At 72.7% G+C, this 14,844-nt stretch carries 16 protein-coding genes; 1 reads left to right on the top strand and 15 read right to left on the bottom strand.

Annotated features, from left to right (window positions below):
• Positions 1–5: 5 nt before the first annotated feature.
• The 8 genes from HDA30_RS09340 to HDA30_RS09305 form a co-directional block, all read right to left on the bottom strand.
• The gene (locus HDA30_RS09340; protein WP_184241950.1) at positions 6–2,102 is read right to left on the bottom strand and encodes a M13 family metallopeptidase; all 2,097 of its coding nucleotides are present in this window, start codon (positions 2,100–2,102) and stop codon (positions 6–8) included.
• A gap of 222 nt (positions 2,103–2,324) precedes the next feature.
• The gene (locus HDA30_RS09335) at positions 2,325–2,798 is read right to left on the bottom strand and encodes an SRPBCC family protein (protein ID WP_158497098.1); all 474 of its coding nucleotides are present in this window, start codon (positions 2,796–2,798) and stop codon (positions 2,325–2,327) included.
• A gap of 159 nt (positions 2,799–2,957) precedes the next feature.
• Positions 2,958–3,704, bottom strand: a complete 747-nt coding sequence (locus HDA30_RS09330) for a DNA-3-methyladenine glycosylase (RefSeq protein WP_184241948.1) — start codon at positions 3,702–3,704, stop codon at positions 2,958–2,960.
• A complete protein-coding gene (gene panC, locus HDA30_RS09325) occupies positions 3,701–4,729 on the bottom strand; it encodes a pantoate--beta-alanine ligase (protein ID WP_343059344.1) in 1,029 nt (342 codons plus the stop codon). Before panC ends, HDA30_RS09330 begins: the two co-directional genes overlap by 4 nt.
• 120 nt (positions 4,730–4,849) lie before the next feature.
• The gene (locus HDA30_RS09320) at positions 4,850–6,058 is read right to left on the bottom strand and encodes a glycerophosphodiester phosphodiesterase family protein (RefSeq protein ID WP_184241946.1); all 1,209 of its coding nucleotides are present in this window, start codon (positions 6,056–6,058) and stop codon (positions 4,850–4,852) included.
• 184 nt (positions 6,059–6,242) lie between these two features.
• Positions 6,243–7,061 (bottom strand): DUF3618 domain-containing protein, encoded by an 819-nt coding sequence (locus HDA30_RS09315; RefSeq protein ID WP_343059343.1) that lies wholly within the window; start codon positions 7,059–7,061, stop codon positions 6,243–6,245.
• Positions 7,058–7,543, bottom strand: coding sequence for a phage holin family protein (locus HDA30_RS09310; RefSeq protein WP_184241945.1), 486 nt, complete (start codon positions 7,541–7,543; stop codon positions 7,058–7,060). The genes HDA30_RS09315 and HDA30_RS09310 overlap by 4 nt, the downstream gene beginning before the upstream one ends.
• Positions 7,540–8,325, bottom strand: coding sequence for a F0F1 ATP synthase subunit B family protein (locus HDA30_RS09305; protein ID WP_184241944.1), 786 nt, complete (start codon positions 8,323–8,325; stop codon positions 7,540–7,542). The genes HDA30_RS09310 and HDA30_RS09305 overlap by 4 nt, the downstream gene beginning before the upstream one ends.
• Positions 8,326–8,574: 249 nt before the next feature.
• On the opposite strand from HDA30_RS09305, the gene HDA30_RS09300 reads away from it, so the two are divergent.
• Positions 8,575–9,096 carry a low molecular weight protein-tyrosine-phosphatase gene (locus tag HDA30_RS09300; RefSeq protein ID WP_184241943.1) on the top strand — a complete coding sequence of 174 codons (522 nt, stop codon included), beginning with the start codon at positions 8,575–8,577 and terminating at the stop codon, positions 9,094–9,096.
• 84 nt (positions 9,097–9,180) lie between these two features.
• Here HDA30_RS09300 and HDA30_RS09295 read toward each other — a convergent pair whose 3' ends face one another.
• Genes HDA30_RS09295 through folP form a run of 7 tightly spaced genes read right to left on the bottom strand, consistent with a single transcriptional unit; the run spans position 9,181 to position 14,841 of the window.
• A complete protein-coding gene (locus tag HDA30_RS09295) occupies positions 9,181–10,119 on the bottom strand; it encodes a Rossmann-like and DUF2520 domain-containing protein (RefSeq protein WP_184241942.1) in 939 nt (312 codons plus the stop codon).
• The gene (locus HDA30_RS09290; RefSeq protein ID WP_184241941.1) at positions 10,116–11,903 is read right to left on the bottom strand and encodes a PH domain-containing protein; all 1,788 of its coding nucleotides are present in this window, start codon (positions 11,901–11,903) and stop codon (positions 10,116–10,118) included. The genes HDA30_RS09295 and HDA30_RS09290 overlap by 4 nt, the downstream gene beginning before the upstream one ends.
• Positions 11,900–12,406, bottom strand: a complete 507-nt coding sequence (locus tag HDA30_RS09285; RefSeq protein ID WP_158496959.1) for a PH domain-containing protein — start codon at positions 12,404–12,406, stop codon at positions 11,900–11,902. The genes HDA30_RS09290 and HDA30_RS09285 overlap by 4 nt, the downstream gene beginning before the upstream one ends.
• Entirely contained in the window at positions 12,387–12,935 is a 549-nt protein-coding gene (locus HDA30_RS09280) for a DUF3180 domain-containing protein (protein ID WP_184241940.1), read from the bottom strand. Before HDA30_RS09280 ends, HDA30_RS09285 begins: the two co-directional genes overlap by 20 nt.
• Positions 12,932–13,480, bottom strand: coding sequence for a 2-amino-4-hydroxy-6-hydroxymethyldihydropteridine diphosphokinase (gene folK / locus HDA30_RS09275; protein ID WP_158496957.1), 549 nt, complete (start codon positions 13,478–13,480; stop codon positions 12,932–12,934). Before folK ends, HDA30_RS09280 begins: the two co-directional genes overlap by 4 nt.
• Before the next feature lie 6 nt (positions 13,481–13,486).
• Entirely contained in the window at positions 13,487–13,909 is a 423-nt protein-coding gene (gene folB / locus HDA30_RS09270; RefSeq protein WP_184241939.1) for a dihydroneopterin aldolase, read from the bottom strand.
• Complete coding sequence (folP, locus tag HDA30_RS09265) at positions 13,906–14,841, bottom strand: dihydropteroate synthase (RefSeq protein ID WP_184241937.1); 936 nt, start codon at positions 14,839–14,841, stop codon at positions 13,906–13,908. The genes folB and folP overlap by 4 nt, the downstream gene beginning before the upstream one ends.
• Positions 14,842–14,844: the final 3 nt, after the last annotated feature.

The raw sequence follows: 14,844 nt of genomic DNA, 5'->3' as shown, positions 1-14,844 counted from the left end.
CGGCATCACCAGATCCGCACGCGCTCCTCGGGTGCGAGCCACATCGGGTCGTCCTTGGTGACCTCGAACGCCGCGTGGAACGCGTCCAGGTTCTTCACCACCTGGTTACAGCGGAACTCATTGGGCGAGTGCGGGTCCGAGGCGATGCGGGTGACCATCGTCTCCGCGCGGGTGAGCTGCCGCCACACCGCCGCCCACGCGGCGAAGAACTCCCGGTCCTGCGCCGCCGCGTCGCCGCCGGCGGACCCCCCGTCGGCCTCCTCTCGCCAGATCTCAAGCGCCCGGTGGGCGATACCCAGGCCACCCAGGTCGCCGATGTTCTCCCCCAGGGTGAACTCGCCGTTGACGCGGTGGTCCGGCGCCTCGGCCGGGGAGAGCACCGAGTACTGGTCGACGAGCTTCGCGGTCCGCTCCGAGAACGCGGCGCGGTCGGCGTCGGTCCACCAGTTCTCGAGGCGACCCGAACCGTCATAGCGCGAGCCCTGATCGTCGAATCCGTGGCCGATCTCATGGCCGATGACCGAGCCGATCCCGCCGAGGTTCGCCGCCATGGAGCGCTCAGGGTCGAAGAACGGGGGCTGCAGGATCGCGGCCGGGAACACGATCGCGTTCTCCAGTGGTGAGTAGTAGGCGTTCACGGTCTGCGGCGTCATGTGCCACAGCTCCGGGTCCGGGCCCCGCTCGATCATCCCGAGGTCGAAGTCCCACGCGAAGCGCGCGGCCTCGCGGGCATTGCCGACCAGGTCCGTCGGGTCCACCGCCAGGTCCGAGTAGTCGGTCCACTTCACGGGGAACCCGACCATCGGCCGGAACATGGAGAGCTTCTCCAACGCCCGTTGACGGGTGTCCTCGCCCATCCAGTCCAGGGTCGAGATCGAGCGGCGGTAAGCCTCCATCAGCAGCTCGACGAGCCGGCCCATCGCCGCCTGGTGGCCCGCGGGGAAGTGCCTCTCGACGTACAGCTGCGCGACGTCCTCCCCCGCGGCGCCGTTGACGAAGGCGACCGCGCGCTTCCAGCGGGGACGGACCTGCTCCGTGCCCGCGAGCCGACGGCCGTAGAAGGAGAAGTTCTCCTGCACGAACGCCTCCGGCAGATACGGGGCGAAGGCACGGATCACCTGGACCGTGAGCCAGTGCTTCCACGTCTGCAGAGCCGCGGCGCCCTCCCCGGCCAGCAGCGCGTGCATGCCGGAGAGGAAGTCCGGCTGCCACACAACGACCTCGTCCGCGCGGGAACCGTCCGCGCCGACGCCGGCCAGCCAGGCCCCGGCGTGCGGGAACAGCTCGTCGAGCTGAGCACGGGTCATCAGGTTGTATCGGGCGACCGCATCGCGCGAGCGCACGACGTCCCAGTGGTGCGCGGCGATGCGCTTCTCGAGGGCCACGACGTCCTCGGCGATGCGGGCCGCCTCGTCGCCGTCCGCGCCGACCCCGGCGAGCGCGAGGGACCGGCCGACGTGCGCCGTGTACTCGGCCAGGATCTCGGCGTAGGCCTCGTCCCGGTAGTAGGACTCGTCGGGCAGGCCAAGGCCGCCCTGCAGCAGGTGCAGGAGCATGCGGTCGGGGTCCCCGGCGTCGTTCAGGGCGCCCGTGTTGATCAGGCCCGGAACCCCCTGACGCTGCAGGGCGCCGGAGAGGCCGAGCAGCTCCTCGACGGTGGAGACCGCCTGGATCGCGGCCAGATCCCCGACGATCGGCTCGACGCCCCGGGCCTCGACGACCTCCTCCTCCATGAACGACGCGTAGAGCGAGGCGATGCGCCGCCGGATCTGCTGGCGGTCCCCCGCGGGGGCGTCATCGGCGTGCTCCTGGCCGGAGACGGTGGGCGCCTCGTCCGCCTCGGGTACCTCGGCGGCGGGCTGGTGCCCGGCCGGGTCGCCGGCGCTGGCGTCGATGCGCGCCTGCGCCGGATCCATGCCGCTGCCGACCTCACGCAGCGCATCCTCGCACAGGTGGCGGACGGCGAGCTCCGCGGCGTCTCGCAGCTCGAGGAACGCGCCGTAGGCGCCCTGATCGGCCGGGATCGAGTGAGAGTCGAGCCATTCGCCGTTGACGTGGCGGTAGAGGTCCTCCCGAGGAGTCGGGGTCTGCGGAGTGGTCATGCGCGCTCCTTCGCGATCGATGGGATCGTCGTCGGGCCGGACGAGGCGGGCGACGATGGGTCGACGATGTGTCCTGGAGCGCACTCTAGCCCGTGACGGCACGCGCGAGGCCCGTCGGTCACGATGACCGACGGGCCTCGCGCCCCTGGCATCCGGGCCGGAGCCCGCCGGGGTCAGGAACCGGTCCGGTCCGACCCGGCCAGGCTCTGCCGGGCCGGGCGGTCAGTTGACGGCGGCCGCCAGCTTCTCGAGCGACTCGGCCATCTGCTCTTCGCTGACCAGGGGGAACAGGTTCTTGGCGAGCAGGTCCTGGTCGGTCACGTCGGACCAGTCGTACTCCAAGGTGACGTCGGTCGAGCCCGCGCCGTTGTCCTCGAGGCGGTACACCCACTGCCAGCCCGGAGGCTGGGTGCCGGCGGGCGCGGTCTTCCAGCCGACGAGCTTGTTCTCGTCATAGGCGACGACGTGGTTGTCGGTCTGATAGTCGCCGCCCATGTGGTCGCCGTGCATGTTCATGGTGAACACATCGCCGACCTTCTGGATGCGGTCGGACTTCTCGTCGGCGCGGACCATGCCGGAGCCGTCGAACTCCTCGTGACGCTGCGGCAGCGTCAGCACGTCGAAGATGTCCTTCGCCGGCGCGTCGATCGTGCGGGTCACGGTCTGCTTGGTCTCGCCCTGGGGCGTCTGGTTCATAGCCATAGGGGCACCGTACGCACGCCCGGGGCCGCGCTGGCAAGCGTGCGAGCGCGGGGCTGCGTCTGACGAGAAATACCGCGCTGTCGCAACATTGCCGCAGCGAACCGCATCGGCCATGTTGCGAACCTGCGGCATTTCCGTCTCAGCGCTGCGGAATCATGCCGGCACATTCCTGCCCGGCCGGTACCGCGTGACGGACGGCTCCGCGTCCAGCCAGAACCGCCACGGATAGCGAGTCGAGCCGCCCTCGCCGGAGACCCCGACGCGCGGCCCCGTGCGGACGCGGGCCTGCTCGGGCTCCTGCGGCGCCGCGGGCGGCGCGAGGACGAAGACGGCCGGCGCCGCGCTTCCGGCCCAGAGCTCCCCTCGCGCCCGCACGAGAGCGTCCTGCACGTCTTCCCCCGGCTCGGCCAGGACGACCGGCAGATGCCCCATCGACAGGGTGATCCCGAGGCCCTGACCGAGGTTGCCCGGACCGGAGAGCAGCCGACGACCGGTGTCGCGACCGCGCCGGCACACGGCCGTCGGCCGTCCGTCGAGCACCTCAGCGCCGCGCAGCAGGACGCCGCCGGCCCGGCCCGGTTCGTGGGCCACGAGATTCACGCAGCGGTGGATTCCGTAGTTCAGGTAGACGTAGGTGTGCCGCGTCGGGCCGAACAGCGCGGCGTTGCGCTCGGTGCGCCCGCGGAAGGAATGCGCTCCGGGGTCCTCGCCTTCATCCCCGTAGGCCTCGACCTCGGTCAGCCGCACCGTCACGGGCTCCGGGGCCGATGCCTGGCCCGCCTCCGTGCCGGTGAGGTCCGCATGACCGGCCACCGCGACGGTCAGGCGGCACCCGAGCAGCAGCGGGGCGAGCGTCGTCGGGTGGGCGTCGAAGGCCGCGGCCAACTCCTCCTGGCTCACGAGGCCGCCGGCAGCACCATGTTGTCGATCAGGCGCACCGGGGGCACATGGGCGGCGACCAGGGCGAGCGCCTCCCGGCGCAGCGGCTGGCAGAGCAGCTCGGGGCCGAGCTCCTCGAGGGTCTCGCGATCCACGACGACGAGGTGGTCAAGCGTGACGCCCGGCTCCTCGGCGATCATCTGCCGGGCCGCCTGGACGTCCACGACCTCGCCGTTCTCGGCGGCCTCGGCCAGTGAGCGCAGCGCCCGGTGCAGCACAAGCGCGGACTGCCGGCCCGCCTCGTCCAGGCGGCTGTTGCGGCTCGAGAGGGCCAGGCCCTCCGGTGAGCGCACGATCGGCACCGCACGCACCTCGACCGGCAGGTCCAGGTCCGCGGCCAGACGACGCAGCACGGACACCTGCTGCGCGTCCTTCTGGCCGAAGTAGCTGCGCAACGGCGCGCCCGCTGTCCCCGCGGCGGCCAGGTTCCACAGCTTCGTGACGACGGTGCACACCCCGTCGAAGTGGCCCGGACGGGAGGCGCCCTCGAGCACTTCGCCCATGCGCCCGGCGGACACCGTCACGATCGGCCCGTCGGGGTAGCCCGGGTACATCTGCTCCACGGACGGGGCGAACACCACGTCGCAGCCGGCCTCGGCGAGGACCTCGAGGTCCTCCTCCAGCGTGCGCGGATAGTTCTCCAGGTCCGCCGGATCACCGAACTGCAGCGGGTTCACGAACACGCTCGCGGCCACCACGTCGTTCTCGGCTCGAGCCTGCCGCACCAGCGTGGCGTGCCCCTCGTGCAGGGCGCCCATCGTCGGGACGAACCCCACGGTCGCGACGGCGTCGTCCTCGACCTGCCGGTCGGCTCGGACGGCGGCCAGACGCTCGGCCAGGGCGGCACGGAACCGCGTCGTCGTCGTCGTCAGGACAGGGCCGGAGGGGGAACGGGACTCGTCGACGGCGGACGGCGCAGCGGTGTCGGTGTCGGCGGGCTGCGCAGCGGTGCCAGCGGGCGCGGCGGAGGTCTCTGAGCGGCTCACGCCCGAGAGTCTACGCCCGCGTGCGCCACGGCCCTGAGCGCCCCGCGTCCTCTCACACCGCGGCCCCGGGCGGTCGACGGGAGGGGTCGACCGGCCCGAGGCCGGGACGGTGCCGGGCGCTCAGCGGCCGCGGTTCTGGTCCTCGACCCAGCCGTCGACCGCCTCGACGCCGAGGTCCGGCTGATCGGTGAACAGCCCGTCGATGCCGGCATCCAGGAACAGGCGAATCTGGCCGGCCATGTCTCCGTGCTCGTTCGGGTCCTCGGAGGACTGGAAGTCCGAGTACAGGAACTGGTTCTCGGCACGGAAGGTGTACGGCACCACCTCGAGGCCGAGGCGGTGCGCGTCGTCCACGAACGACGTCTCAGCGCCCACGGCGCCGTCCTCGGTCTTCTCGATGATCTGGCTCAGCTCCGGGCCGAGCACGTCGACGCCGGCGGCCTTGATCTCCCGCATGCCGGCCTCCGTCTCGTACCAGGCGTAGTCGCGGACCTCATCGCCGGCGGCCGTCGAGTCGTACGGGAAGCCCTCGTACCAGGACAGGAACACGGTCGGCGCCTTCAGGCCGAGCTCGTGGTTCAGCTCGCGCAGGTTCTCCAGCTCGAAGGACTGGACGGTGGCGACGGAGTCCTCCGTGTTCAGGCCCATGACCTCGAGCTGTGCGACGGCCTTCTCCTCCATCGACAGGCCCTGCTCATCGAAGTAGGTGGAGTGCTTGATCTCCGGGATGATGCCGATCTCACGGCCGGTCTCCTCGGAGAGGCGCTCGCGCAGCATCAGCACGGCGGCGAAGGTCGGCACCTGGTACATGCCGTCGTAGGAGGCGGACTCGCCCCGCACCTCGGGCAAACGCTCCTTGGCGCGCAGGGTGAGCAGCTCGTCGAGGGTGAAGTCCTCGGTGAACCAGCCGGTCTGCTCGACGCCGTCCACGACCTTGGTCTTCTTGCGGTCGGCGAACTCGGGGCGTTCGGCGACGTCGGTGGTTCCAGTGATGTCGTTCTCGTGCCGGTCGACGAGGACACCGTCCTTCGTCGAGACCAGGTCCGGCTCGATCACGTCGGCGCCCTGCTCGACGGCCAGCTCGTAGGCCGCGAGGGTGTGCTCCGGGCGGTAACCGGAGGCGCCCCGGTGCGCGACGACCTCGGGGCGCTCGATGCCGGTGCCCGGGGTGCCGGACTCAGGGGCGTCGACGGACGGGGCCTTCGGAGCCTCCGGCGTCGGCTGCGTGGGAGCGCCGCCGGCGAGGGCGGTCGGAGCGAACAGGGCAGGGGCGGCGACGGCGACCGCCGCGGACAGGGCGGCGGCGCGGCGGGGGAACGGGGTGCGCATGACAGAGCTCCTCGAGTGCGAGTCGGGCGGACAACGGGGCCCAGCCGGGCCCCGTCCCTGTATCCCGTGGCGCGGTGACGCCCCATCGACGCGAAGGAGACGGGCACCCGGCCATCACGTGAACGTCGGGTACCCACCCCCGTGCGGTGCGCGCCGCACGTCGTCGGCGCACGTCAGGCGCGGGTCAGTGCTGTCGGGCAGCGCCCTGGACCTCGCCGGCGGCCTGCTGGGCCTCGCCCTTCAGTGCGTCGGCCTTCTGCGCGCCGTCCGCTGTCACAGCGTCAACACCGTCACTCGCGCGGTCCTTCACGGCCGCCACGGCCTCCTGTGCGGCAGGCTGCATGTCATCGCGGAACTGGCCCGCGATGTTCTTGGCCTCATCGACGATCGGGCCTGAGTGATCGTGCAGCTGCTGGGCCGCCTGCTGCTCGGCGCGGGTACCCGGCAGCAGAGTGCTCACCAGCCAGCCCGCGCCGAAGGCGATCATGCCGGCGGCCAGGGGGTTGCCCTTGGTCTGCCGCCGGATCTGCGCCGGGGCGGTGCGCACCTGGTTCTGCACGGTGCCGGCCGCGTCGCGGACCTGGTCGCCAGCATGCTGGGCGTGGCCGCGGGTCCGGCCCGCCGCGTACTGGGCCTCGCCCTGCGCGTCGTGGGCGAGGCCGCGCGCCTGGTCGACGGCGTCGTGCGTGTGAGCGCGCGCCTGATCGGCCACCTCGTGCGCTGCGGCCTTCGCCTTGTCCATCGTCGACGGGCCCGAGGCCTCAGCGTGACGCGGCCCAGGGTGCTGTGTGTTCGGATCGGTGCCCATGATGCTCTCCTTCACGGTGCTCAGGCCGTCACGGACGCGGTGGGTCTGACGGCTGACGGCCTTGGTCGGGCTGACTTTCTCGGCCAGGGCGTCGACGTCGTGGCCGAGATCGGACCGGGTGCGCTCGATCTCGGCGCGGATCCGGTCCGGATCGTTCGTCTGCGGGATCCGGGGGTCGTTGTACTGCGTGCTCACGGGGTCTCCTTCGTGGGGTTCAGGGTGTCCGGCATCTCCTGAACCGTCTGGCGGGTCTGCTTGAGACCCTTGATCTTCTCGACATGCTTCTTGGCGCCCAGGCCGAGGACCGCGGCGGCGCCGGCCCATAGCAGGGCCACGATGAACGCAGCCCAGCCCAAAGGCATCAGGGCACCGAGCGCGTACATCAGCGTCAAGGACAGGAACAGCAGGACGAAGAAGCCGGCGAGGGCCGCTCCGACGCCCATGCCGATGCCCGTGCCCGCCTTCTTGGCTGAGTCGGTGGCCTCGGCCTTGGCAAGGGCGACCTCCTGCCGCACCAGCAACGAGATCTTCTCGGTCATCGCGGAGAACATGGTGCCGAGCGACTCGTGTTCGGCCCGCTGCTCGGCGCGAGTCTCATACCCGTGGGCGCCGGAGAAGTGCCGGCCCAGGCCGTCCGTCTGCGATCCGGGCGTGTGGGATCCGTGCGTGGCGCTCATGCCCGGCCTCCGGTGATCGGGTCGTTGCCGTCGACCGGCACCGTGCCCGGGGGCAGGGTGCTCGGATCGGCGGTCGGGCGCTGGGGCTGTCCGGCGGTGCGACCGGACTGCCCGGACAGATCGCCGTCGAGATGGTGGGGCGCGACGTCGCCGACCGGTCCGGTCGGGTCGCTCGCCTGGCCCTCGGAAGCCCCGGCGCGGCTGTCACGGTCGAGGCGGCGGCTGAGGTGCTCGTCGCTGTCGCCGGGGCCCAGCGGGCCGGCCTCGTGGACGTCCTTGGCGCCGCGCGTCATGCGCCCGGCGAGGATGCCCGCGCCGAGAGCGAGTGCCAGGAACGTGCCCGGACGGCGGGCGGCGAACGTGCGGACCTCGTCGAGCATCTCGGCGGGGCTCGAGTTCTCGAGACGGCGGGTCACCGCGTCGGCGCGCTCGGCGGCCAACTGCAGGCCCTGGCCCACCCACTCGGACTGCGGCTGCTCGCCGCGGCTCACGCGGTGCAGATCGTCGGTGAGCGTGCGGGCGGAGTCGGCCAGACGCTGATGCTGCGTGCTCACCTGCCCCTGCGCCTGCGCCTGCACAGTGTCCGCGAGCGATGTGGCCTGCTGGACGGCCTCGTCCTTGACGGCCCCCGCCTGCTGCTTCGCCGTGCCGGCGACGTCGTGCGCCGCCTGCTGGGCGTGCCCGGCCACCTGGTCGGCCTTCTCCCGCGAGGCGTCCGCGACGTCCTGTGCCTTCTGCGTGGCCGCGTGCTTCGCGCCCTTCGACGAGTTGCTCTTCGTCATCGCGTGCGTCCTTCCCTTCGATCGGTCCGGGCGGGACGTTCTACGCGGTTCCGCGAGGAGAACGCCCAGGTCACCCCGGAAGAGTGCACAGGACATTACGCACACCGCGCACATCGGCCCAAGCCCTGGCGTCCCCTCGATGCGCGGCCCGGGGCGAGGAACGCGCCAGGGCGGACACGTGCGGAGCCCGCCAGGGCGGACCGTGCGCCCCATCGGTGCCGTCGGCGCGCTCTTTGCCAGACTGATGGCATGCGCATCATCACGGTCTGCCTCGGAAACATCTGCCGCTCCCCCGCTGCGGAGGCGGTGCTGCGCCGCGCCCTGGCACGGGAGGACCTGACGCACGACGTCACCGACAACAGCGCCGGCGACCGCGGCGTCGAGGTGGCCTCGGCCGGCACGGCCGACTATCACGTGGGCGAGCGTCCGCATCAGCTCACGATCGAGGTCGGCGAACAGCTCGGCTACGAGTTCACCACCCGCGGCGCCCAGCTCACATCCGAGGACCTGGCCACGGCCGATCTGCTGCTCGTGATGGATGAGTCGAACCGGGCGAACGCGCTTGCCCTCGCCGCCGACGACGCCCAGCGCGCGAAAGTGCGCCTGCTCGGGGAGTTCGCCTCCGACGCGGACACCGCTGGCGTGCGCGAGGTGCCGGACCCGTGGGGACACCCGCGCGAACAGTTCGAGGCGATGTATCGGCAGATCGAGGACGCCGTGCCGGGCGTGGTGGCGTTCGTGCGGCAGACACTGCGCAGCCGAGGCACCTGACCCGAGACGCGGACACCACAGCCACGGGGCCCGGCGTCACGGCGCTACGGCGGCCCGGGAGGCCAGGCGGTCACCGGGCCAACCTCAGTCCTCCTCGAGCACCCCGCGCAGCCGGGCCGCGACGTCGGGACGCAGCGCCCCGCGGGCCTCGGCCCGGTCGGTCGTCGCGCGGGCGAGGGCCTCCCACGTTGCGAGCACGTCGGCGGGCATCCCCTCGGCCACGAGCGCCTGCAGGGTCTCGCGGTGGCCGCGCACCGTCTCGACGTCCCCGCGGGCGACCGGCCCGGTCAGCGCGCCGTCGCCGTTCTCGAGGGCGTTGTCCAGGGAGGCGGCCATGAGCGGGCGCAGCAGCCGGCGGGCGTCCTCGACGCCGATGTCCTCGAGCAGCCGCCGCGCCTGAGCCGCCACGGTGACCAGGTGGTTCGACCCGTGCGAGAGCGCCAGGTGGTACTGCGCCCGGTCCGCCTCCTTCACCACGACGGGCTCGCCGCCCATCTCGACGGCGAGCGCCTGCGCGACCGGCAACACGACGGGGTCCGCCGTCACGCCGAACACGCAGTCCTTCAGCCGGGCCAGGTCCAGACTCAGGCCCGTGAACGTCATGGCTGGGTGGATCGCCAGCGGGATCGCGCCGACCGCGCGTACCGGGTCCAGGACGGACACCCCGTAGCGGCCGGAGGTGTGCACGAGCAGATGACCGGACTGCACGTGACCGGCCTCGACGAGGCCCGCGACGAGCTGCCCGAGCACGTCGTCGGGGACGGCGAACAGGACCATCTCGCAGCGCCGCAGGATCTCGGGGATCTCCAGCACCGGGACCTCGGGCAGCAGGGCCTCAGCGCGCGTACGAGAGTCCTCCGAGACCGCGTGCACGCCGGTGATCGTGTGCCCGGCCTCGCGCAGGGCGGCCCCGAGCACGGCGCCGACGCGACCGGCGCCGATCACGCCGACACCGAGGCGGCCGGGCCGCTGGTCCGCGGGGACGGAGAGGTCGAGCCCGCCCGTGCCGATGCCCTCGTTCATGTGTGCGTGCTCCTCGCCGTTTCGGGGTCCTGTCCCGGGCCGGTGGACGTGCCGACCAGCGCGTCGCCGCTCGGGCCGCGCTGCGCCGCCACCTCGGCCGCCGTCCGGCGCATCGTCTCGAGCTGACGTTCGAAGCGTTCGAGCTCCTCGGGCCGCATCCAGCGGTTGCGGTCGGCCAGGCGCCGGGCGACCGCGGCGATCGCGGTCTCGCGCTCGAACAGCGCGCGCACCTCGTCCTCGTCGAGATCGTCGGCGGCGGTGACGGGCAGCAGGCGGCCGGCGACGTACACATTGAGCGAGGCGACACGCAGCCGCTTCTGAACGGGCCCCTGATCGATCTCGACCGCCTCGATCCGCTCGTGCTGGACCGCCGTGAACCGACGGCCGATCCGCCCGGACCGGGCGATCAGCAGCGTGTCCGTCGCGGTGAAGCCGTTGCGCCGCCACGTGTGCCAGTGGAAGTAGCCGCGCGCCCGGCGGGGCACGTGCCGGAACCCTCCGTCGGTGCCGGAGCCGCGCATGGCCAGGGTCATCAGCTCGCGGCCGTCCTCGACGCCCGGCTCGGGCAGCACGACCGCGAGCACCCGCAGCACGTCCTCGAACGGGCCGACCGGCAGCGCCACCGAGCGCTTGCCGTCGTCGTCCCCGCCGTAGCCGGCGACGATCACCGTGACCCGGTGCCAGCCGAACGGGCGCCACCACAGCGGCTGCTTCACGGTGACGCCCTGCACGCGGCCGGGCGGAATCGTCTGGGAGACGGAGTCGGCGAGGCCATAGGTCAGGCGCAGGCCATCCTCGGTGTGGAAGACGGTGAAGTTCCAGCCCTGGTTGAGCTCCTTCCACGCGGCCGAGGCCAGACCGAAAGCGAGCGGCAGGGCGCCCGCGCCGAGGCCCAGGAACACCTCCTGCCACGCGCCCTGCAGCCAGCCGACATCCGGCAGCAGCCACACCCCGAGCAGGAACACCCCGGCCACGACGGCCAGCGTCAGCACCGTCCCGAGCACCGTGCCGGAGCAGAGGATCGAGCCAATCAGGCGACCGGTCGGCACCGAGAGCATGCGGGTGCCCTCGTCCTCGAGCAGCAGCCGGGAGCGCACGCGGGAGCCGAGGCTCCCCTGCCCAGGGCGGGATGCGACACCGGCCTCGGTGCCGTGGACCTCCGGGGCGTCGGCGACGGTCGGGGCCTCCGACGCCGCGGCCTCCGAGGAAGTCTCGTCTGCGGCCGCACCCGTCGTCGCCTCGTCCCGCTCGCGCCCGGCCGCGCGGTCGAGGATCTCGCGGCGCACCCGCTCGGCCTCGGAGCGTTTCAGGAACTGCAGCTCGAGCGCGGTGTCGCCGCCGTCGACGGCCTCGACCTGCACCTTCGCCAGGCCCAGCAGGCGCGGCAGCAGCGGGTGCTGCAGGTCGACGGCCTGGATACGGTCGTATTTCATGTGCCGCTGTTTGCGGAAGATCCAGCCCTCGCGCAGGGCGATCTGCTCGTCCTCGAGGCGGAACCGGGTGAACCACCAGGACAGGCCGAAGCCAACGACGGCCAGCAACAGCGCGACGCCCAGGAAGGCCGCGGCGAACACGAGGTCGAACTCCTCCACGGGGCCGCGCTCGGCCTTGCGGCCGGCGCCGAACAGGGCGCCGACGGTCTGCTCGATGAGGTCGCGCAGCACCGTGAACCCGACGATCAGGATCGCGAGCCAGCTGCGCACCCAGGGGGAGAGCGGATGGACGCGGGTCCAGGCCGGGCCGGCGTCTGCCGCCTCTGCGTCGGTGTGCGCCTGCTCGCTCACAGGCCGGCCAGCTTCGCCTGTCCGCGGGACATGAGCACCTCGCGCAGCCGCTGCGCCTCAGCCTTCGTCAGGCCGGGGATCTCGAGGTCGGCGGAGTCGGAGGCGGTCTTGAGCGTGACCTTCTGCAGGTCGAAGCGGCGCAGCAGCGGCCCGTCCTCGACGTCCACGTACTGCAGGCGCCCGTAGGGCACGGCCTTGACGGAGCGGAACAGAATGCCCGAGCGCCACAACAGGTCGTCCTCACGCTCGGCGTAGCCCAGGGCACGCACGCGACGTGGGACCAGCGCCAGCGCGATCGCGGTCCACACGACGCCGACGGCCAGCAGTGCCCACGCCAGCCACGGCCAGAACTCGGGCCACACCCCGGTGAGCATCAGCACGAGCGGCGCGCCGAACAGGGCCAGGCGCAGCAGCGCCCAGATCGCGGCTGAGATGTACCGGACGGTGGTCAGCTTCGGGGAGACGGGGGTGAAGACGACCCCGTCAAGCTCCATCGCCGGCATGGGCGTAGCCTCCCTCGGTCTGCGGTGGTCGGCCACGCACTCCGCGGCCCTCGGCCCGATGGCCGGGCCCAATGGTATCGCCGTCGTCCTCGTCATCACCGCCGGTGACCCGGCACCACGACTCGACCAGCAGGCCCGTCAGCGCGAGCAGGAGGCCGAGCACCGCGAGGACCACGGGTCCGATCAGGGCGGCGGTCGCCAGGACCGGGCGCAGCGCGACGGCGATCGCGGCGCCGGCGTGCCAGCCGCCGAGCAGGGCCCCGCTGAACCCTCCGGCCTGTGCGAGGACGAGCACGCGGGCGGCGTCGGGGCCGTTCATGCGCTGGGCGAGCGGCTTCTTCCGGTCGGCGCGGATGCGCAGCCCGAGCAGCAGGCACGCGAGGATCGCCCCCGCCAGGGCGACCATCCCGGAGACGCCGAGCGACGGGATGCCCCAGCCGCGGCCCTCGCCGAGGTGCGTGACGGCCCAGCCGGCCACGCCCGCGAGCACGCCCAGGCCGGGCAGCCACCAGGTGCGCAGCGAGATCATGCCTGCCGCACCCCCTCGGCGTCGGCGGCGCGAGAGACCAGGTCTGCGACGCGGCGACCGTCGAGCGTCGCAGCGGGATCCAGCCACAGCCACGGCAGCAGGACGAACGCCCGCTCGGCGGCACGGGGGTGCGGCAGCGTCAGGTCCGGGTGGTCGCTGCGCAGGCGGCCGTGAACGATGAGATCGACGTCGAGAGTGCGGGGCCCCCAGCGGACCTCGCGACGGCGGCCGTGCTCGTGCTCGAGCCGGTGCGCCAGGCGCAGCAGCTCCCACGCGGAGCGGTCCGTGCGGGCGAGCACCACCTGGTTCCGGTAGTCCGGCTGACCGGGAGGACCGCCGACCGGAGCGGTGCGGGCGCGCGGGGACGGCCGGACGTCGGTGAGTTCCTCAGCGCGGCGCAGGGCCGCGATGGCGGCGTCGAGGGTCGCGTCCGGGTCGCCGAGGTTCGCCCCGAGCGCAAGGACCACATCGACGGGGCCGGCCGGGCGGGCGGCCAGCTCGGGAGTCGGGGCCGCGCCTTCGGCGGGGTGCGCGAGGTCGGGCATGACGGGCTACTCCTCGCCCCGGACCCGCCGCACGGTCACGGACACGTCGACGAACTCGTGCGGGATCGGCGCCTGCGGTTTGTGGACCGTCACCTCGACGACGTGCACGAGCGGCTGCGTGCGCAGGACGGCGCCGGCGATCCGTTCGGCCAGGGTCTCAATCAGGTCGAGCGACTCGCCCGTGACGAGCTCGATCACGGTGTCCGCGACCTCGGCGTAGTTCACGGTGAGCGCCAGGTCGTCGGACTCGGCCGGGGAGGCGGCGTCGACGTGCATGACCACGTCCGTGACGAACCGCTGGCCCTCGCGCTTCTCCCGGTGCAGCACCCCGTGGTAGCCGTACGCGGTGAGGCCGGTCAGGGTGATGCGATCCAGCTCGGTCGGTGGTTCGCGCCGGTCCCGCCCCCGGTGCTCGTGTCCACGGATCATGCTGTGCCTGCCTGCTGCGCGCCGCGACGCTCGCGGATCTGGGCGGGCGAGCCGTGCCAGGCGGCCACGGTGCGCACGGCGTCAGCCGAGGCGGCTACGTCGTGCACACGCACCGCCCACGCGCCGCGCTCGGCGGACAGGGCGGTGATCGCGGCGGTGGCGGCGTCACGTCCCTCGGCCGGGCGGGGCCGGGCGGGGGCGTCGATCGCACCGGGCCGGGCCGCCGAGGACGCATCGGAGGTCGCCTCCGGCGCGGCCAGCAGCGTGCCGAGGAACCGTTTGCGGGAGGCCGCGACGAGCACGGGGTGACCGAGCGCGTGGAGCCCGTCGATGCCGCGCAGCACCGCCCAGTTCTGCTCGCCGGCCTTCGCGAAGCCCAGCCCCGGGTCCGTGATGAGCTGTTCGGGCCGCACGCCCGCCTGGTAGAGCCGCTCGCGCACTTGCCGCAGCTCGGCCAGCACATCCGCCACGACGTTGTCGTAGCCGGTGAGGTCGTCCATGGTCGTGGGGGTGCCGCGGTTGTGCATGAGTACGTAGGGGGCGCCGGAGTCCGCGACGACCGCGGGCATGTCCGCCTCGACGTGCAGCCCCGAGACGTCGTTGACGATCACCTCGCCGAGCTCGAGAGCCGCCGCGGCGGTCACGGCGTGCATCGTGTCCACCGAGACGCACGCGCCCGCGGCGAGCAGCTCGCGGATCACGGGCAGGATGCGTTCCTGCTCCTGATCGGGCGGCACGGGGGTCGCACCGGGCCGGGTGGACTCGCCGCCCACGTCGACGATGTCCGCGCCCTGCGACATCAGTGCGAGGCCGTGCTCGATCGCCGCGGACATCGTGGCGTGCCGGCCGCCGTCGGAGAAAGAGTCCGGGGTGACGTTGAGGATGCCCATCACGAGCGTCCGGTCCTGGGGAAGGCGCGCGAGCAGGTCCATGGG

This window comes from Micrococcus cohnii (assembly GCF_014205175.1).
GTDB classification, from domain to species: Bacteria; Actinomycetota; Actinomycetes; order Actinomycetales; family Micrococcaceae; genus Micrococcus; species Micrococcus cohnii.
This window is presented reverse-complemented; position numbering and strand designations above follow the sequence as displayed.

Coding starts and splice junctions, on each gene's coding strand:
- HDA30_RS09285 (WP_158496959.1), bottom strand. CDS start 12,406: ATGCCGGCGATGGAGCTTGACGGGGTCGTCTTCACCCCCGTCTCCCCG.
- HDA30_RS09320 (WP_184241946.1), bottom strand. CDS start 6,058: ATGCGCACCCCGTTCCCCCGCCGCGCCGCCGCCCTGTCCGCGGCGGTC.
- folP (WP_184241937.1), bottom strand. CDS start 14,841: ATGGACCTGCTCGCGCGCCTTCCCCAGGACCGGACGCTCGTGATGGGC.
- HDA30_RS09295 (WP_184241942.1), bottom strand. CDS start 10,119: ATGAACGAGGGCATCGGCACGGGCGGGCTCGACCTCTCCGTCCCCGCG.
- HDA30_RS09280 (WP_184241940.1), bottom strand. CDS start 12,935: ATGATCTCGCTGCGCACCTGGTGGCTGCCCGGCCTGGGCGTGCTCGCG.
- folK (WP_158496957.1), bottom strand. CDS start 13,480: ATGCCCGACCTCGCGCACCCCGCCGAAGGCGCGGCCCCGACTCCCGAG.
- HDA30_RS09340 (WP_184241950.1), bottom strand. CDS start 2,102: ATGACCACTCCGCAGACCCCGACTCCTCGGGAGGACCTCTACCGCCAC.
- HDA30_RS09335 (WP_158497098.1), bottom strand. CDS start 2,798: ATGAACCAGACGCCCCAGGGCGAGACCAAGCAGACCGTGACCCGCACG.
- HDA30_RS09305 (WP_184241944.1), bottom strand. CDS start 8,325: ATGACGAAGAGCAACTCGTCGAAGGGCGCGAAGCACGCGGCCACGCAG.
- HDA30_RS09310 (WP_184241945.1), bottom strand. CDS start 7,543: ATGAGCGCCACGCACGGATCCCACACGCCCGGATCGCAGACGGACGGC.
- HDA30_RS09300 (WP_184241943.1), top strand. CDS start 8,575: ATGCGCATCATCACGGTCTGCCTCGGAAACATCTGCCGCTCCCCCGCT.
- folB (WP_184241939.1), bottom strand. CDS start 13,909: ATGATCCGTGGACACGAGCACCGGGGGCGGGACCGGCGCGAACCACCG.